14 protein-coding genes are annotated in these 18,124 nt (G+C 60.4%); all 14 read right to left on the bottom strand.

Annotated elements, in window-relative coordinates; genetic code table 11:
* Positions 1-12: 12 nt before the first annotated feature.
* The 14 genes from ACLH0J_RS15055 to ACLH0J_RS14990 all read right to left on the bottom strand — a co-directional run bounded on the left by ACLH0J_RS15055 (position 13) and on the right by ACLH0J_RS14990 (position 18,119).
* Positions 13-1,026 (bottom strand): serine/threonine-protein kinase, encoded by a 1,014-nt coding sequence (locus ACLH0J_RS15055; RefSeq protein WP_411392606.1) that lies wholly within the window; start codon positions 1,024-1,026, stop codon positions 13-15.
* Entirely contained in the window at positions 1,023-1,751 is a 729-nt protein-coding gene (locus ACLH0J_RS15050; protein WP_411392605.1) for a PP2C family protein-serine/threonine phosphatase, read from the bottom strand. Before ACLH0J_RS15050 ends, ACLH0J_RS15055 begins: the two co-directional genes overlap by 4 nt.
* Positions 1,751-5,272 (bottom strand): type VI secretion system membrane subunit TssM, encoded by a 3,522-nt coding sequence (gene tssM / locus ACLH0J_RS15045; RefSeq protein ID WP_411392604.1) that lies wholly within the window; start codon positions 5,270-5,272, stop codon positions 1,751-1,753. The genes ACLH0J_RS15050 and tssM overlap by 1 nt, the downstream gene beginning before the upstream one ends.
* 13 nt (positions 5,273-5,285) lie before the next feature.
* A complete protein-coding gene (icmH, locus tag ACLH0J_RS15040; protein ID WP_411392603.1) occupies positions 5,286-6,161 on the bottom strand; it encodes a type IVB secretion system protein IcmH/DotU in 876 nt (291 codons plus the stop codon).
* Positions 6,162-6,166: 5 nt separating this feature from the next.
* Positions 6,167-7,498 carry a type VI secretion system baseplate subunit TssK gene (gene tssK / locus ACLH0J_RS15035; protein ID WP_411392602.1) on the bottom strand — a complete coding sequence of 444 codons (1,332 nt, stop codon included), beginning with the start codon at positions 7,496-7,498 and terminating at the stop codon, positions 6,167-6,169.
* Positions 7,499-7,500: 2 nt separating this feature from the next.
* Positions 7,501-8,001, bottom strand: coding sequence for a type VI secretion system lipoprotein TssJ (tssJ, locus tag ACLH0J_RS15030; RefSeq protein ID WP_411392601.1), 501 nt, complete (start codon positions 7,999-8,001; stop codon positions 7,501-7,503).
* 5 nt (positions 8,002-8,006) lie between these two features.
* Positions 8,007-9,206, bottom strand: coding sequence for a type VI secretion system-associated FHA domain protein TagH (tagH, locus tag ACLH0J_RS15025; RefSeq protein ID WP_411392600.1), 1,200 nt, complete (start codon positions 9,204-9,206; stop codon positions 8,007-8,009).
* A gap of 19 nt (positions 9,207-9,225) precedes the next feature.
* Positions 9,226-9,366 (bottom strand): type VI secretion protein, encoded by a 141-nt coding sequence (locus ACLH0J_RS15020; RefSeq protein WP_411392599.1) that lies wholly within the window; start codon positions 9,364-9,366, stop codon positions 9,226-9,228.
* Between the two features lie 81 nt (positions 9,367-9,447).
* On the bottom strand, positions 9,448-10,971 hold the full coding sequence (locus ACLH0J_RS15015) for a sigma-54 interaction domain-containing protein (protein ID WP_411392598.1): 1,524 nt from the start codon (positions 10,969-10,971) through the stop codon (positions 9,448-9,450).
* 10 nt (positions 10,972-10,981) lie between these two features.
* On the bottom strand, positions 10,982-13,594 hold the full coding sequence (gene tssH, locus ACLH0J_RS15010) for a type VI secretion system ATPase TssH (protein ID WP_411392597.1): 2,613 nt from the start codon (positions 13,592-13,594) through the stop codon (positions 10,982-10,984).
* A 12-nt stretch (positions 13,595-13,606) separates the two neighbouring features.
* Positions 13,607-14,614 carry a type VI secretion system baseplate subunit TssG gene (tssG, locus tag ACLH0J_RS15005; RefSeq protein ID WP_411392596.1) on the bottom strand — a complete coding sequence of 336 codons (1,008 nt, stop codon included), beginning with the start codon at positions 14,612-14,614 and terminating at the stop codon, positions 13,607-13,609.
* A complete protein-coding gene (tssF, locus tag ACLH0J_RS15000) occupies positions 14,578-16,365 on the bottom strand; it encodes a type VI secretion system baseplate subunit TssF (protein ID WP_411392595.1) in 1,788 nt (595 codons plus the stop codon). The genes tssG and tssF overlap by 37 nt, the downstream gene beginning before the upstream one ends.
* A 211-nt stretch (positions 16,366-16,576) precedes the next feature.
* Complete coding sequence (locus ACLH0J_RS14995) at positions 16,577-17,035, bottom strand: hypothetical protein (RefSeq protein ID WP_411392594.1); 459 nt, start codon at positions 17,033-17,035, stop codon at positions 16,577-16,579.
* 565 nt (positions 17,036-17,600) lie between these two features.
* A complete protein-coding gene (locus tag ACLH0J_RS14990) occupies positions 17,601-18,119 on the bottom strand; it encodes a PAAR domain-containing protein (RefSeq protein WP_411392593.1) in 519 nt (172 codons plus the stop codon).
* Positions 18,120-18,124: the final 5 nt, after the last annotated feature.

The following is an 18,124-nucleotide window of genomic DNA, read 5'->3' as shown; positions in this document are numbered from 1 at the left end:
GATGTGCTCCCTCTACGTCCAGAATCGCAGGCGTTGCCGCAAAGTTGACGTGGCGCCCAGTGCGTCACGCAATTGAGTGGCAGTGGTTCGCTCCACCGCCTCGAAAGTCAATGCTGAGCGCAAGGCCGGCCAGCAGTGCTTGGGTAAATGCGCGGGCGCTCGCAGGTCGCGCTCCAAGCGCTCATCCCGGGCCTGGGTCGACGGCAGGCGGCGAAAGGGGTGCTTGCCGCCCGCCAACTCGTAGATCACGCAGGCCACGCCGTAGAGGTCGGCACTGGTCGCCAGCGGCTGACCTTCGAGCGTTTCCGGGGCGGCGTAGCCGGGGGTCCAGGCGTTGAAGCGATCACGGCTCAGTCGGGGCAGGCCACGCAGTACGCCTTCCTGCGCCTGGCCAAGACCGAAATCGAATACGCGCACGCCCTCCTCGCTGACCATCACGTTGCTTGGCTTCATGTCACCATGGGTGACGCCGCGCGCATGGGCGTACGCCAAGGCATCGAGCAACGGCAGCACGATCCCGCGCAGCTCGTTCCAGGGCAGGCCAAGTGGGCGTTCGCATAACAGCCTGTCCAGGGTCAGCCCGCGCATGAGTTCCATGGTGATAAAGGCGCGCTGGTATTCGGTGTCCACTTCAAAGCTGTGCAGGCGCACGACGTTGTCATGGCGCAGATGCCGGGTCAGGGCAAATTCGCTGTAGAGCAGCGCGCTGGCGTCAGGGCTTTCGGAAAATGCTTCGCTGAGGAATTTCAGCGCGATATAGGGGTCGGGAGCGCCAAACTGCTCGATCAACAGGTCCCGTGCGCGGTAAACCACGCCCATGCCACCGGCACCCAACAGGCGTTCGATGCGGTAACGACCGGCGAGCAGCTCGGGCAATGCTTCCACGCCAGCCTTGGTCGGGGCCGACGCGGCAACGGCCGTGCGCGGTTTTGCGTTGAGGGACTGGACGAACGCAAAGTAGGTCAGTTTCTCGTCCTGCTCTTCGTTCATCCGCAGGTCATCGACAGATGGCGCATCGTTGGTCATTGTCGGATCACCACGGCCGTCAGGTTGTCCCGTGCCGAGCCGCGCAACGCGACATCGAATAGGCGCGCCAGCGCGACGTGCGGCGCAGACTGACTCAAGGCGCTGCCCAGCGCATCGCAGGTCAGGCCTTGATACAAACCATCGCTACACAGCAAAAACACATCGCTGGCGTGCACCTCGAGCTCCAGCACATCCAGGGTCAGTTGCTCCGCCGCGCCCACTGCACGGGTCAATGCATGGGCGGACGGATGCGCCCTGGCCTGCTCGGCGCTGTAGTCTTGCTCGTCCATCAACTGTTGTTGAAACGAGTGGTCCTTGGACAACTGGTACAAACGCTGGCCGCGCCACAAGTAGCAGCGGCTGTCACCGGCCCAGACACAGGCCGCGCGCTTGCCTTCTACCAGCAGCGCCACGACGGTACTGCCCATGATGCTGTCGTGGCGCCCAGCGACGACCGTCAACTCCTGGCCCAAGCGCCGATTGAGCCAGTGCAGGCACTGGCGGATATCGGTCAGACGCGCATCGAAGTCCGCCTGGACCGGCAACTCGGCGAGGCTGGCGACGATCAACTGACTGGCGATGTCGCCCCCCTGGTGGCCCCCCATGCCATCCGCCACCACCCACAGCCCCTGCTGGGGGCTGTCGAGGAAGGCGTCTTCATTACACGAGCGCACCTTGCCGATATCGGTACGCGCCGCACTGCGCCAACGGCTGGCCAATCGCATCAGAGCTGCACCGGCATGCGGAAGGTGCGCAACACGCCCATGTCGAAAGGGTTTGGCGTGCGCTGGCTGGTCAGCAGGTAGTTGGCGCGCAGACCGCCCACATCGGCCTTGAGTACCAACACGTCACGGCCCGTCAGGTATTCGGTCTGCATAAGGTCGAACAGGCGGAACAGCGACCAGGGGCCGGTGTTTTTCTCGATGCCAATCGGGCGGCCGACCGTCTTGTCGAGCACCAGGCTGGTACGCCCGTCTTCAGCATCGGTCGGCCATTTGAAAGACACCGGCACGATCGGGCCGTGGCGGTACTCGATGGTCTTGTCGCCAAACTTGAACTCGGAGCGGCTGACCACAGGGTCCAGCGTGTACGGTTCCAGTTTGAACTGCACCTGCGGCTGCGCCGGGTTATCGGCGAAGAAGCTCTGGCGGATGACCTGGGCCGCGGCCATTTGGTCCAGGTACACCTTCGAGACCGGCAGGCTGCGGCCATCCACGCTACGCATGCGGTAGTTGCCGGGATCGCCGCTGACGAACGGACGCATGTAGCTGTCGAAGAAACGGTCAGCAATGCCCTGCGCCTTGAAGAACTCACGGAAGTCGCTGATCGCCACGTCGCTGGCACTGTGGGCGTTGAACGGGTAGCGCTGGCTGATCGCCTTGCGGTAGAAGCCGTACAACTCGCTCTGATAGCGCTGGTTGAGGTATTGGTAGGCATCGCCCAACACCAGCCGCCAACTGTCTTCGGCCAGCACGCTGAACCATGCGCTCACTGGCCGTGGCAAACGCCCGGCGGTATTGCGCAGGCTGCTCAGGGCATCACGCTGGCCGCCCATGCGCATCCTGGCCATTTCAAACGCGGCCTGCTCCGGTGCGCTGGCACGTGCCAGGCTGGCCATCTGCAATTGCAGGTCGTTGAGCGCAGTCAACGCCGGGGTCAGATCGGCTGCCGGGCCGTTTTCGCCATCGAGTAAACGGTGCAATGGCTCGAAGCGTCGCTGCAGGGATTTTTTCGCCGTGTCCGGCAGGTTTTTCGCCAGCGCACCGGCGGTTTTATCCGCCACCGCCGCGGCGAGCTTACCGCCCTTCCCGCCCTTCTCCGCCAGCTTGCCTGCTGCGTCAGCCGCCTCTCCGGCATCGTCGGCCACCACCGGGAAACGCGTGTTCTCACGTACCTCGACCAACAACTGCAGAATCGGCAAGTTGGCAGACGTCAAGCCTGCCAGTTGTTCGGCGGCTTCACCGAAGTCGTTGATCGGCAGCAGCGCCACGCTGCCCACCGCTTCGCTCCAGTGGTTGGCGTAGTCACGGAAGTACAGTTGCTCCAGCTCGACCATCAGGCGACGCAGGTCCATGCCGCTGATGCCCGAACCTTCACCCAGCACCCAATTGTCGCGCAGGATATCGGTGACCAGCAGGGAGCCGCGCACCGAGAAATACTGCTGATAGCCTTGCTGGGTATAGAACCCCGGGATCACATAATCGGTGCCGATAAACAGCGCGCCCTGCGGTCCCAGGTGTTGACTCAGGCGGTACTCGGGCACATTGCGCGCCTGTTCACGCAGCATGCGATACACCACGGTGGCCAACGACTCACTGCGCAGCACCTGGCGGGCCTGGGCCACCAACGGCTCGTCGATCGGATGGATGAACGGCAATTGGAGCAAGCGCTCGAAGTGCACGTTCAGGTCATTCTGCACCGCCGTGTTGCCGGTATAGCGTTGGGACCACTCGGCAGCGACCCATTCCTTGAGCCACGGCACGTCGCGGCGGTCCTTCATGTTCAGCATCAGGTAAGCGCGCAGGCTGTTAAGCAGGCGGTCGCGGTCCTTCATGCTGGCGCGGATCTGCCCTTCCAGCAGCGTGGCCACCCGTGGCAACAGTTGTGCTTGCAACTCACGCTCATAAGCTGCTTCGACCACCGGGTTGACGGCGTCACCGAGGTACAGGCCCGCGCGTTCCTGATAACCCACATCGCCCTTTTCCGGGAAGACCTGGGTGGCGGCATAGCTGCTGTCTAGGGTCTTGAGCGCCGCCATCGCATCATCGCGCGCGGCCAGAGCCGAGCGTTGCTGCGTCCAGCTTTGCGCCAGATTGCGCAGGTGCTCCAGTCGCTCGTAGTTGGCAGAAAAACCACTGGCCCAGAGCACACCAAACAGCGTCAGCGCAGCCAACGCGCCCATGTACAGGGCGCGTTGGCCCCAATGGATACGGCTGCGCTCGCGCTGGTCCAGGCCTGCCAGATCGGCCTCGGGGAAGATCACCCGGCTGAGCAGATGATGAATAAAGTGCGAACGGCCACGGTGCAGGGTCGGTGGAGCAGCGCCAGTCGTGCCCGGTTCTGAACCCGCAAAGGGTTGGTCGTTGTTTTCGATCAGGTGCAGCGCACTGGTCAGGTAGAAGCCACGCAGTTGAGTGACAAGCTGGGAGCGATTAGCGCTGAATGCCAATCCAACGAATACGCACAGGTTCTGCCCAATCTGGCCCAACTGATGGGGAAAATCGAGGATACGACCACGGTGCTGCGTGTTGCGCTGCTGGTGCATGCGCATGATCACTTGGCTGTTGAGGCGGTGCAGCAAGGCTTCGAACTCGGCACGCAATGCAATCATGTCGGTGCCGCTCTGCCCTTTGCGGAAGCTGGCGCCCAGGACTTGATCGCTTTCTTCGCGGGTCAGTTGGTCGAAGAACTCTTCGAAGCCCACCAGGCGATCGGCCTTGCTCAGCACCAGGTAAACCGGCACATCCACATGCAGTTTCTGGTGCACCTCCAGCAGTCGCGCACAGGCCTGTTGGGCGAATGGTTTCACTTGCTCTTCAGTGCTCTTGAGGAGATCTTCCACCGGTATGGTCACCAGCACACCATTGAGTGGGCGGTTGCGCCGGCGTTTGCGCAGCAGCTCCAACAAGGTGTTCCAGGCGCTGCCGTCGACTTCGATGTCTGGCTGGCTGAAGTAGCGGCCGGCAGTATCGACCAGCACGGCGTGATCCGCGAAATACCAGTCGCAATGCTGGGTACCCTGGGCATTGCGCGTGGGTTTGGGATCGATCTTGTTGAGCGGGAACTCCAACCCGGAGAAATCCAACAGGCTGGTCTTGCCACTGCCCTCCGGGCCGATCAGCAGGTACCAGGGCAAATCGCCGCGCCAGCGTTCGCTGCGGCCACGGTAGCGGCTCGAGGTTTTCAGGGTGTGGAGGGCGTCCTTGAAACGCGCCTTCAGTTCCTTTTGCTGATCGTCCATCTGCGTTTCACGGAGCAGACGCGCCTGACCGTCCTTGCTGTCCTCGACAGCTTTTTTCCGTACGCCGGCGCGCCAATTGGCGAAGACCATTGTCAAGCCCCAGAGCAGGAACAGCACGCTGATGGTCAGCAAACGGGCCGTCGCGGCTTCCCAGAACTTATAGTCATCCACCGCCAGCAATGGCCCGGCAAACCACACCAGCAGCGCGACGCACAGCACCGCCAGCAAGGTCCAGACCCAGGTTTTGCGCAGGAATGCGCCGAGCTTCTTGAATAGCTTTTTCATCACACGTCCCTGTTTACGGCTGTGACTGCGGCACGACCGCAGCGGGGTCAATGGGTTGGTAAGCTTGCAAAACCGTGTTGCGCTGTTCGCTCAGCACCCAGGCAAAGCCGGAATACATCACCACCAGGCAGACCACGCTGAACAGCGCCACCATCCATACCGGCACGATGCGCACCAGGTTACGGCGCTGCTCATTCAAGCCTTCCCAATTCGGCGACAGCTCCCGTGGCACATCCCCGCGCACGTGGCGGATCTGGCGGTACAAGGCGTCGCGCAGGCCTTCCAGCTCCAGCATCCCGCGTGGTTGCACGCGGTACTTGCCCTCAAAACCCAGGGCCAGGCACAGGTACATCAGCTCGAGCAGGGGCAAGTACTTGACCGGGTCCTTCAACAGCAGATCCAGCATCTGGAAGAACTTCTCGCCGCCAAAGGTCTCGTTGTGGAAACTGCTGAGCAGACTCATCTGCGACCACTCGCTTTCAGTGCCCCACGGCGTAGTGACCACCGCTTCGTCGAGCACCGAGCACAACACGTAGCGTGCCGACGAGATCTGCCCGTTTTCGGCGCCATTGTTCAAGGCGCGCGCACTGAAGTTGTTCAGCTCGGTCGTCAGCCGGCGGTTGAGCGCATGCAAGTCTTCGCGGGCTCCACCTTGTTTAAGTCGCACCACCTCCGAGAGCAATGTGCCGGCGGCGGCCACCAGCGCATTGAGGCTGATGTTGAAGGCTTCAGGCGATGACGATTGCGCGGCGTAAATCATGCGCGTCCTCAACTGCTCGAAACGCGGTGGTGCCGCAAAGTCGGTGAGCGGTCGCGAATCCGGGCCATGGCCCTGGTGGTCGAGCAGGACTGTTTTATCGTCCTGATGGTGTTCCATGTCCTTGATCATGTCGGTCAGTTCCTGATGGCCCAGAAATTCAGCTCGATCTCGGAGAATTCGCCGGAGACGTGGAACGCGAAGCCGCCGGAACGCTCCAGCTGTGCCAGGTCGTCAGAACTGAGTTCGAGAATGAAATAGGTTTTGTTGGCGTGAAACGCGATCTGCCGCGGCGCCACCGGCAAAGGTTTGATCTTGATACCCGGCAGATGCAGGTTGACCAGTTGGCGGATGCGTTCCACCGGGCCGACCTTCAAGTGCGCCGGCAGGCGCCGGCGCAGTTCTTCGCTATCGCAATTGGCGCTGGCGGCCAGTACGAACGACGCCGTGCCCAGCAGTTTGTGGTCATGTAACGGCGACACGATGATGCCGTACTGGCGCGTCTGCAGGATCAGCTCGATCGCATGCTGCTCCAGCACCATCGACAACACCTGGCGGATAGCCTCCATCAGTTTGCGAAAGCTCGCGCCCTGGTCACCGTGTTGGTATTGGCTCTCCAGACGCGGGCGCTTGGTGTCGCTGGAAAAGGTCGCCAGGTCACCGAGCAAGGTCAACAACTCACGGTACAAGGCTTCGGGGTGCACCTGTTCCACGTTCAGGTAGTGCCGCAGCAACAGTTCGGTGCGGTTGATCAGTTGCAGCATCATGAAGTCGCCGACTTCCGCACCGCCGACCTTGCCATTGGAGCGAATCCGCTCGGCGATGGACTCGCCGCGATTGCCCAACAGGCTGATCACTTCCTTGAGGCACGACAGCAGGTAGCTGGAGGCACGGATCTGCATGTAGGTCGGCACGTAATCGGGATCGAGGGTGATGGCGCCGTCGGGGGTGGTGTCGAGCACTTCGCAGAGCTTGAGCTTCACATAGGCCTGGTCGGTCTGTTGCTCACCCAGCAGCAATTTGAAATCCGGGCGTGCGCAACTGACCTGCCTGGCGGAATCATCGCCGGCGTTGGAGTCGGCCACCTCGGCGTCGTAGGCGATGTAGCGCGCCAATACATCGGATTGCTCCAGGCGCCGCGTCTCGATGTGGTTGCCCGTGACCAGCGGCAGCGCCAGGTAAACCGGCGTATGGCCGGTGTTCGGCGGCACATCCAGAGCCAGCGGTTCGGTGTTGCCACCCAGGTCGAACAGGCTGCCGTCGGGCAGGACTCCCGAGGCCTGACTGACGACCAACTTGCCCATGCTGAGGAACTGCAAGTCGATCTCCATGTCGAGAAAGCCCCAGGTGTAGCCGCCCAGCAAGCGGGTGCGCGTCTTCATCTGGTGGTCGTAGTAGCGATCGTTATGCTGGAAGTGCTGCGGGCGCAGCAGCATGCCTTCCTGCCAAATGACTTTATGGGTGCTCATGGTCAGTCAGCCGCCTTGGCGAGGGTTGAATGGGTGTTGCGAATGCCGTTCTGGTCGAGGGTCAGGTCAGCGTCGGTCGCCTCGGTCGGGGTCACTTGCAGGGTGTAGCGCCACTGGGTGTCCGACAGATCCCGGTAGGCCGCGAGCACGCCCACATAGCGACTGCCCTCCTCCACGCTGAGCTTGAGTTCCACGGTTTCGCCTGGGCGCAATTCCATTTCTTCGCTGGCGACCAAGTCCGGTGCCAGCGCTTCCTTGGCGCGTTCATAGAGGCTGAAAAAATCAGCGTTCTCAAACGACACCGGATGCTTGAGCTCGAACAGGCGCAGGACAATCGGTGACGGGCGTCCGTTGAGGTCCGGGTTCAACCGGTCGCTGGCGGTCAGCTTCAGGTTGAGTTTGGTGATATGGGAATACGGTGACAGCGACGAGCACCCGGCCATCAGCACCAGTGCGGTCAGCGCGGTCAGCGTCTTGAAGAAAACAGTCGATCGGCGAGACATGGGCTTCATCCTTGGAGGTCAACGTTGAGGGTGGAAATCAGGCGGATCTGCTCTTCGTAGGCCTGGGCGAAATCCCGTGCCAGCAGGCGCTCGCTCCAGTCATCGTCCTGGCGCAACGCCTGGTGGTAGCGCCCGTAGGCTCTCCAGCGGCTGCCGGAGGTGGCGAGCAAGGGTTTGTTATCGCGCTCGAAGCGCAAGGTCAGTTGTTGCGGTGAAAAATGCTCCAGGGTGCCGCGAATCGCGGCACGGCTGGCGCTCAGCAACGCCACTTGATGGGCTTGCAGGTCACGGAAGGCACGGGAAACCGCCTGCGCGGCCGGCATCTGGCCCGGCTTGCCAGGCCGCAACAGGATGTCCAGGGCCTCGGCGGCATCGACGGCGGACTTCAGCGGGTTCTTTTGCGGGCCTTGGGCGAGGGTCTGGGCCAGGCGCAGCTCGTTTTTCAATTCGCTGCGAGTGCGCAGGGTCTGCTGCAGGCCGCCTATGCTTTGCTTGAGCAAGCGCGCAGCATTCAGGGCCAGCGCCTCTTTGGCATCGTGGTCCAACTGCTCGAGGTCGACGCCCAAGGCCGCACCGAACTGCTCCCAAAAACCATCGGCCTGGCGCTCAACGACTTCCGGGGCCACGGGCTCAGGGGCCACCGGGGCCTCCACCAGTTCCGGAACAATCAGGCTTTCCATATCGATACGCGCATAGTCGGCGCGCTGGGGGGCGTCCTGAATGACGGGGCGGGATGAAATCAGCTCATCGAGCTCCGAATACGTGCACGCTTGCTGAGTCAGGGCTTTGAGCGGGTCCAGGTCCAGGAACGCATCGTCAGGGATAAGGCTGCCGGCGGCTTGGGGACGCCCGACGTCCACGTCGAACACAGCCGGATCGCGGATCAACCGGGCACGCATTTCATAGTCGCCCATGACGTACAGGCTGCCGTGCTCGATGCGCACCGCTTCACCCTTGCGCAGACGCGCACCGTTGGCTCCGGCGCCGGCGCGAATACCATTGCTGCTGGTATCGGTGAGGTAAAAGGCGCCATCGCGATAACTGACCAGCGCGTGGTGACTGGACAGATGACGCTTACGGTCGGGGATGATCCAATCACAATCACTGCCCCGGCCAATCACACCGCCAGCCTGCTTGAAGGTCTTCTGGCATAGCTGACCGGGCATGAACTGCTGGGTGTTGAGCATTTCAAAAACCAATTCCATGGGGGGGGTACTCCTTCGTTCACTTGCCGCGATTGATGGCCTGCGGATCCCCCAGGGGGCGGTAGGCAGCGTCGTTGAATTTGTAGTTGCCGCTGCAGCCAACCAGGCCACATAGAACAGCGAGGGTCAGCAGCACGGCTTGCCAGTGACGAATAGACATCAGGGGGTCTCCAGGGAACAGCAAAGGGCACCGACCGCTTGGGTGGCACAGTTAACGGAAAATGCGTGGGAATCGAACGGTTCAGGCCTGGCCATCAGGACCCTCCACGCTGATATTCAGGCGGCCCAGGCGGTACAGAAAGGTACGGCGTGGCAGGCCAAGTTCACGGGCTGCGTTGGTCCGGTTACCAGCGTGCTTGCGCAGGCAATCGAGCATCAGGCTGCGCTCGACTTGATCAAGCCGTTCGCGCAGGTTCAGGCTGCAGCCTCCCGGTACGGCGCCCACGCACAAGGAGAAATGCTCAACCTGTAATTCGCTGCCCTCGCACAGCAGCAGCGCCCGTTCGACCAGGCCTTTGAGCTCGCGCACGTTGCCGGGAAAGGTGTAGTTGGACAGATGATCGAGTGCGTCGCTGGACCAGCTCACTTCGTCGCGTTGCAAAAAGGCGCAGGCCCTGTCGGCGAAGTGGCGTGCCAGGAGCAGGATGTCTCCTTCGCGCTCACGCAGGGGCGGCAACTCGATGGGGAATTGCGCCAGGCGGTAGTACAGGTCTTCACGAAACAGCCCGACACTGACCAGGGTCGACAGATCCCGGTGGGTGGCGGCAACGATGCGCACGTCGACTTTGTGAGTGGCGTTGGAGCCCAGCGGGCGAACCTCGCCCTCCTGCAACACTCGCAAGAGCTTGGCTTGCAACGACAGCGGCATGTCGCCCACTTCATCAAGCAATAGCGTGCCGCCGTCGGCCGCGTCGAACAGCCCGGCCCGGTCGCGGTCGGCGCCGGTAAACGCACCTTTGCGATAGCCAAATAGCTCGCTTTCCAGCAGGTTTTCCGGCAGTGCCGCGCAGTTCTGCACGATGAATCCCTTGGTGCGACGCGGGCCATAATCATGAATGGCCCGGGCCACCAGTTCCTTGCCGGTGCCGGTCTCTCCACGTAGCAATACGGTGCAGGGGCTGTGCAGGACTTTGCTGATCAGCAAGTAGACTTGGCGCATGGCCGCGCTGTTACCGATCAAGCCATAGCCACTGACGCTCGAAGGACGGACCGGCAATGCCGGCTGATCGGCGCTGAGCCGGCTCAAACGACGCAGCACATGCAACTGCCCGAGTACGAACGCGCCGAGCAGGCCAAATGAGCTGGCAAACCCCAGCAGATCGAGGTGCCGGGGGCTCGCGCAAAGCAGTACGCCTTCCACCGCCTCCCGTTGATTGATCAAGGGCACGCACAACAGCGATTCCCATGGCTGCGCCTGACTCGGCAGGAAACTGGTCTCATGAAGGCTGCCGCTCAACCCGCAGAGGCCAATCACACGGTTCTGACACAGCACGAATTGCAGCAACTGCTCGCCGTTGTAGTCCGCTGGCAGGCTTCCTACTTCACGGGGTTGCAGGTTGCCGTTCAGGCACTCGGCATTCATCCCCAGCCGCGTATGGGTCGCGTCCAGCAGGTACACCTGCGCCAGTTCGCAGCCGCTGAGCTCGGCCAAACCGCGCACGAAAGCCCCCAGCAGCACCGCACCGTCCCTGGCCCGGGACAGGCCGGCGAACTGGGCCAGCAGCGCTTCGGCATACGCCAGTGGGTGCGGCACGCAGGCAAACATCAGGCCCACCTCAGGTGAATTCGCATGTGACACTGGCGTTGTCGTCCAGTGTGGCGTGAACACGCTTGAGGCTTTCGCCCGTGGCCATTGCGTCCAGCAAGCGATCGGCAACCAGCGGCAGCACATGCAGATCGAGCAGGTGGTCGATAAGTCGCGCACCGCTGTCGCTCTGGGTGCAACGTTGCGCCAGGTGATCAACGAGGTTCTGGCAGTAGGTGAACGCCAACTGGCGACGGTTCAAGCGCTCGCCGAGACGATCGAGTTTGATCTCGATCAGCTCGCGCAGGACCGGGCCGCCGACCGGGTAATACGGCACCACGCGCATACGTGCCAGCAATGCCGGCTTGAAGTGCTTGCTGAGCACCGGGCGGATAGTTTCTTCGAGCACGTCGGCGCTTGGCCGCTCACCGTTTTCACAGAGGGCACCGATGCGGTCGCTGCCCAGGTTGGAGGTCATCAGGATCAGCGTGTTGCGAAAATCGATTTCGCGCCCTTCGCCGTCGTTGACCACTCCTTTGTCAAAGATTTGGTAAAACAGGTTGAGCACGTCCGGGTCGGCCTTTTCGACTTCATCCAGCAGCACTACGGAATAGGGCTTCTGCCGGACCGCTTCGGTGAGCATGCCACCCTCGCCGTAGCCCACATAGCCCGGCGGCGCGCCGATCAGGCGCGATACGGTGTGTTTCTCCTGGAATTCCGACATGTTGATGGTGGTGATAAAGCGTTCACCGCCGTAGAGCAGATCGGCCAGCACCAGGGCGGTTTCGGTTTTGCCAACACCGCTGGGGCCCACTAGCAGGAAGACCCCCACCGGCGCATCCGGCTTGTTCAAGCCGGCGGCGGTGGCCCGCATCGAACGGTCCAGCGCGTGCACCGCCTGTTCCTGGCCGCGAATGCGCAGGCGCAGGTCGGTGGCGAAGCTGGCGACCTTGGCGTTGTGCTCGCGGGCCAGTTGCGCCAGCGGCACGCCGGTCCAGGCACTGATCACTTCGGCCACCAGCCGGGGGCACACCTCAAAACTTACCAACCGTTCCTGCGCTTGCAATGCCGTCAGGGCGCTGTGGGTGTCGTTCAGCGCGGACTCCAGGGACTCAATAGTGTCGACCGCGCTGTTTTCAGCGTTCTCAGTGCCAGGCGCAGCGGCGGATTGGCGCGCGTCGGCCAATTGCTGACGCAACGCCAGCAAACGTTCGGCCAGTTCCTTCTGTTCCATCCAGAGGGATTCCAGCGCCGCGCTTTGCGCTTGGGCTTCTTCCAGGCGGGCCTCCAGTGCCGCCAATGCTTCGTGATCCACCGACAGACCGGCCTCGGCATCACGACGCAAGGCCTGACGCTGCCGGCCACCCTCGGCCAGTTCGCCGTGCAGGCGCTCCAGACTTTCCGGCACGGCAGCCAGGCTGATGCGCACGCGGGCACAGGCGGTGTCGAGCACATCAACGGCCTTGTCCGGCAACTGCCGACCCGCCAGGTAGCGCGCCGACAGTTCGGCGGCGGCTACCACGGCGTCATCACGCAGGTAGATGCCGTGGCTTTTTTCATAGACCTGAGCCAGGCCACGCAGGATAGTCACCGCTTCATTGACGGTCGGCTCATGCAATTGCACCGGCTGGAAACGCCGCGCCAGCGCCGGGTCTTTCTCGAAATATTTCTTGTACTCCGCCCAGGTGGTGGCCGCGATGGTGCGCAACTCGCCACGGGCCAGCGCGGGCTTGAGCAGGTTGGCGGCGTCGGAACCGCCCGCGTTGGCGCCGGCACCGATCAGCGTGTGCGCCTCGTCGATAAACAGAATGATGGGTTTGGGCGACGCCTTGACCTCATCGATCACGCCTTTAAGACGACGCTCGAACTCGCCTTTGACGCTGGCCCCGGCCTGCAACAAGCCCATGTCCAGGGACAGCAACTCGACCCCTTTGAGCACCTGCGGCACTTCACCGGCGACGATACGCAACGCCAGTCCTTCGACGATCGCGGTTTTACCCACACCGGCTTCGCCGACCACAATGGGATTGTTCTTGCGGCGTCGGGCGAGGATATCGACCATCTGCCGAATGGCGCCGTCGCGACACAATACGGGGTCAAGCACGCCGTCACGCGCCTGCTGGGTGAGGTTGTGGGTGAAGCGTTCGAGCAGCGATTCCCCCGGTACAGCCACTTTGGCGGTGGTGGTTTTTTCCTGCTGGGACAGCGCGAATGCTTTCAACCGCTCGATATTCAACTTGGCCAGAAGCGCCAGGTAGCGACTGCCGGCGTAGCGTATCGGGTTACGCAACAGTGCAAGAATCAGCGCGGCCTGTTCGACCTGGGTCTGGCCCAACTCGAGGTTGGCCACCAACAAACCATCTTGCAGCCACTGCACCAGTTCCGGAGCAAACACCGGGTTTCGCGAGGCGCTGTGCTCGACGCGCGATTGCAGGGCGGCACTCAATTCGCCAGCGTCCACTTCGGCATCCTGCAAGGCGCGCGCAAGCAGGCCTTGCGGACGCTCGAGCAAACCGAGCAGCAAGTCTTCCACGAGGACCTTGCTGCCACCGCGGCCCACACAACGCTCTGCCGAGCGCTCCAGGTCACGGCGGGTTTCGGCGTCCAGCGCCTGTATCAGTTGTTGCAGATCTACGTTGCTCATACGCTCACATCCTTAATGAATTTTGCTGCCCAGGGTGACGACACCGTCTGCGTATTCGTGGCCGAGCCAACTGGTCCATCCCAGCCGGCAGGCGTTTTGTTCGCCAATGCGCAACTCACGAACTTCTTCGTGGCGCAATACCAGCCGTATGTCGTAATCCAGCGGGTCGCGCAGGGTGAACCGCACCAACGCGCACAGCGGCTGATACCCGAAACCGATCGGCAGGAACTCGTGAAAACGCTGCCAGTCCAGTTGGCGAATGTGGATACGGAATTTGCCGCTGCGGTCGCGTACGCTCTCGCCCAACACCACGCTTTCACCGAGCAAGGTGTTGGCCAGCCCCAGGCAGTTACGTTGCTCGTCGAGGATCTGGACTCGGCGTTCGATGCACTGCTCGATGATCAACTCTGCGTGCTTGAAGTAGTAACGCAGTACCGCTTCGATCAAGGCCGCCGAGTGCGCCCGCAAGCTCAACAGACCGAGGTAGGGCAACAGGCGCTTCCAGTTCAGTTCCGTGGCGAGGCGGATCTCTTCGCCGCCCAGGCCGATCAGTGCGAACAGCTGTGCGGAAAACGGATCGATCGCACCGCTTTCAAAGCTGGCGCGGTAGCGATACTTCTTCCAGATCGGCAGCATCAGCCGTTGCAGGCGATGGTGAAACAGATCCAGGAAGTTGCGGGTCGGGTTTCCATCCTCGCTATCGCCCAGTGCCTGCTCGCCATAAAACGCCGGAAGCGGCGAGCCTGCGCCCACCAGACCAATCAGGTTGAAGCGCAGGCGCGCGCGCATTTGCCCGTGCTCCTGGAAAAACTCCACACGATCGACGTCACTGCCGGGGAAGCCGAGACTCGGGTTGGCCTGGAATTCCAACTGGTCGTAGAGATCGTCCTGACTCAGATACGGGTGTGCCTCGCGCAGCCGGTCAATCACCAGCAGCACGGCCTGAAACAGTGAGTACTCGCGTATAGCTCGGCTCAGCGCGCTTAAAGAAGCGGCTGGAGGCCCATACGGGGCGTCCATTGGTACACCTCTCCCTGTGTGCTTTTTACCCGCAGCTCGTGAAACGAATTGAGACTGGCGTAAAGCGCGAAGAACTCGTTGAGAACAGAGGCGAACACGAACAGGTCGCCCTCACCGATATAGCCTTGTGGGTCGATGGTCAGCTCGGTGCGCAAGCCACGTACCGGTAGCCCGCGATGCAAGCGGTCGACGTGGTGGTGCTTGATGGACTTGAGTCCGCCGAGCAGGCACTTGCTGACCTTTTCTGCCTGCTGATCGTAGTAACGCGGAAAGTCATAGGTTTCGAGAATCACCTTCAAGGCGTTGACGTCGGCCAGTGACAGGTAGTTGAGCGACATATTGCTGATCAGCTTCCACAGAAAATCGCGGTTCAGCGGCGGCGCAAAGCTCGACGTGGGCAGGGTGATATTGCGAAAGCTGAGAAATGCCGGGGTTTTGTCGCACGCCAGGTTGATGTCGCCCAGCTTGAGCTGGCGCGGCAGATTCTGATTGGTGCACATCAGCTCGATCGACAAGGTTTCATCCGCTTCGGTGTCGCCGATGCCGAAGCTCAGGTAGCTGTCGAGGCCGTCGTGCAGCATCGAGGAACGCTGACGGAGGCTGTAATGCGGACGGCTGTTGGATACATCGAAGCTGGGGTCGTGCTCGAATGACTCGAATGGCACGTATTCCCGATAACCGACACCGCCAGACTTCCAGCCGATGACGGCCTCTACGGAGAACACGCCGCAATGTTCCAGGGCGTGCCGGGAGGGCAACAGCAGATATTCATCCTGTTTCCCGTCGAGGCGGATCGGTAGCGCGTCGTGCTTGAACAGGTTGACGATAGGCGTGCAGTGCAGCTTCACGTTGTCCAGGCTCGGGCGCACGCGCAACACACCGCTCTTGCGGATATCGAAGCGCAACTCTACGCCGCGCAGTTGCTTGAGGGTGTCCTCCGGCAACGCGTTGAGCAGGTCGAGACCGTTGACGTCGACGAAGAGGAACTTGTCCTGGAAGGCGAAATATTCCTGCAGGTAGCGGTAGCCGCGGAAGGTATTCAGCGGGTATGGGATCAGCGCTTCTTCTTCGGCAAAGCCCACCGGCTGCACACGGTTGCCGGGCAGTTTGAACGCCATCGGCTGGCCGTTCACGCCAATGATCGGTTTACCGGAACCGTCCAGGGGCACCATCTCGATCCCGGCCAAGTTGCGCAACAGGCTCAGGTAGAGCATCTGGCTGATATAGCGCTCACCGGCAAAATGCAGGCGCACTCGACTCAACTCCAACTCACCGAGGTGGCCGTCAGCGCTCATCTCCAGGCGCAGGCTCAACAGCGAACCGTCGCCCTTGACCGAATACGTCAGCGCGGTCAGGTCCAGCGCCTGTACCTCCGTCGGGTAGCAGGTACGGAAACAGCAGCGCACATCGTTGACCGGCTGACTTTCAATCGGCGTATCGCGCTCGACCCTCATTGCCGGGCCGGTGTGTTGCAACGGGTCGAACTGGAGAATGCTGAATGCCGGCAACGGCCGCATGTAGTTGGGCCACAGCAGTTGCATCAAGGAATGACTGAGTTCGGGCAACTCATCGTCGAGCTTCTGACGCAGGCGACCTGTCAGGAACGCAAAGCCTTCCAATAACCGCTCCACATCCGGGTCCCGCCCGGCCTGGCCGAGAAAAGGCGCCAACGCCGGGCTACGCTCGGCGAATCGACGACCCAACTGTCGAAGTGCGGTGAGTTCGCTTTGGTAGTAGTGATTAAAGGACATGGGTTACCTGTCTTATTTATTCGTTTGATTTAGCAATAGTGCGAGTCGCCACAGGTGCCACTAAACTTCAGAACGAGCCGAACCAAAAATCTCTCATCAACCAATGAAAACTAGCCTCTTGAAAAAATCTCACAAGACAATAAAAACAAGCGATAAAAAACACATCAACCCAACATCATTAGGAGTTCGACCCGAGACAAAAAAAATGCTTTCAACCTTTGCCACCAACAAATATTCCAGGAAGAGCAAAAAGCACGATCACGGACAGACCCCAGATCACCAAATGAATATAATTTCCACGCATACCACAAGCAGACCATCCTTTTACAACACCAAAACCAATAGCAAATTGCAGAACACCGAAAGAAAAAACAACTATAGGAATAGACAGAAAATAGCTATACGGCTCCGCAAAGCCCAATTTAAAAACTGCATATATCTCGAACACCGAAAATGGCAACACAAGCACTACTGCAAGAAGAATCAATGATTTGACTTTTAGCGCATAGCTCATCACCGCAACCCCAAACGCCAATATATACATCTGAAAAAACTGTTCTCTTGCTACAAATCTGGTCACAGGCGCCAGCAAAGCATCAGCGACCAGCAGAAGCGGCAATATGATCGCCGGAGCCCACACCGCGCCTTTAAAATATTTTAAATATGTCACCTTACAATCTACTCATTTTGAGTTTCTGGCAGCGATTCAAAATAGATAGACCTCCAACGTTTATCATTCGGATTCAGCCTTAAGAAAAAATCGTTCCGACCCACTCTTTGACTTTCGAAGAAAAAGGAACTGCATGATTTTCTCCTGCATATTTCCCTTCTATAACTATTGTGGTGACTGCGCCTTTCGTCGTTTTGACAGTAGGCGTTCGGTCCCCCTTGGCTTTAGCTCTCCGCCATAGCGGATATGTTTCTCTCCAGCTATGCCGGAGTCATTGGATTCCGTTTGAGTGAAAAGAACTTCACCTATAGCCGAATTTATAAAAAATCTATGCCATATGCGGGATGTCACCACTGTGTCGGCTTCCCCTGAAAGCCCGCTTGGCTTCAAAGAATAACTCCTTGCGTCCCCCTCAAAAAACAACCCAAACAATCCGAAATTTTTGCCAGGATGAAAAAATCGAATATTAATTTCGTAGGTCCCCAGCTTCGCCAGTTTCACTATTACAACTTGACCCTCATTATTATGAGAGGGTGTTGATGGCGGCCGGGCCAACAAAGCTGGATTAGGCATTAGCCACACCTCCCGATGTAATCAGCGAAATGTTTAACATCTGAGATGACCAACCCGTAGTAACGCACTTGGTATAGCCCATCGCATCAGTGACACCTTCGTGTATTTCACCGTCCTCTGTTTCTATCCGATATCCATAATTTGCAATTGGGTGACCTTCATCGTCGCGCAGGACAAAAAAATCGCTGAAGACTCCTGGCATTGGCAACGGTGCAACAAACGGCGCCGGCGTATGCGAATTCCCAATAATCACCGTCCCCGATCCCGCCGTAACCTTATTGCCATGCGTCCCCACGGAGTCCACCGTCGCAGCCGGTTTACCGTTGATAAAAACAGTTGCTGCCAACCCGCTGGACATCACCCCGCCGCACTCGGTGGTATCACCTTGGCGAGCAGCCGGCAGGCCGTCGAAAAATACGTCGCCGGAACCTTCGACGATCGGGTTGCTACCGTGGCCGGGGAGCGGGCAATCGGTAGGGTCGGTAACGCGGGCCGCGGGTTTGCCGGACATAGGGG

This window comes from Pseudomonas sp. MPB23 (genome assembly GCF_046605395.1).
GTDB lineage: Bacteria > Pseudomonadota > Gammaproteobacteria > Pseudomonadales > Pseudomonadaceae > Aquipseudomonas.
Note: the sequence above shows the minus strand (reverse complement) of the source record. Positions and strands in the feature narration are given on the sequence as shown.

Coding starts and splice junctions, on each gene's coding strand:
- tssM (WP_411392604.1), bottom strand. CDS start 5,272: ATGAAAAAGCTATTCAAGAAGCTCGGCGCATTCCTGCGCAAAACCTGG.
- ACLH0J_RS15050 (WP_411392605.1), bottom strand. CDS start 1,751: ATGCGATTGGCCAGCCGTTGGCGCAGTGCGGCGCGTACCGATATCGGC.
- tssF (WP_411392595.1), bottom strand. CDS start 16,365: ATGTCCTTTAATCACTACTACCAAAGCGAACTCACCGCACTTCGACAG.
- tagH (WP_411392600.1), bottom strand. CDS start 9,206: ATGGAATTGGTTTTTGAAATGCTCAACACCCAGCAGTTCATGCCCGGT.
- tssG (WP_411392596.1), bottom strand. CDS start 14,614: ATGGACGCCCCGTATGGGCCTCCAGCCGCTTCTTTAAGCGCGCTGAGC.
- ACLH0J_RS15015 (WP_411392598.1), bottom strand. CDS start 10,971: ATGTTTGCCTGCGTGCCGCACCCACTGGCGTATGCCGAAGCGCTGCTG.
- tssH (WP_411392597.1), bottom strand. CDS start 13,594: ATGAGCAACGTAGATCTGCAACAACTGATACAGGCGCTGGACGCCGAA.
- ACLH0J_RS15055 (WP_411392606.1), bottom strand. CDS start 1,026: ATGACCAACGATGCGCCATCTGTCGATGACCTGCGGATGAACGAAGAG.
- ACLH0J_RS14990 (WP_411392593.1), bottom strand. CDS start 18,119: ATGTCCGGCAAACCCGCGGCCCGCGTTACCGACCCTACCGATTGCCCG.
- icmH (WP_411392603.1), bottom strand. CDS start 6,161: ATGATCAAGGACATGGAACACCATCAGGACGATAAAACAGTCCTGCTC.
- ACLH0J_RS15020 (WP_411392599.1), bottom strand. CDS start 9,366: ATGTCTATTCGTCACTGGCAAGCCGTGCTGCTGACCCTCGCTGTTCTA.
- tssJ (WP_411392601.1), bottom strand. CDS start 8,001: ATGTCTCGCCGATCGACTGTTTTCTTCAAGACGCTGACCGCGCTGACC.
- tssK (WP_411392602.1), bottom strand. CDS start 7,498: ATGAGCACCCATAAAGTCATTTGGCAGGAAGGCATGCTGCTGCGCCCG.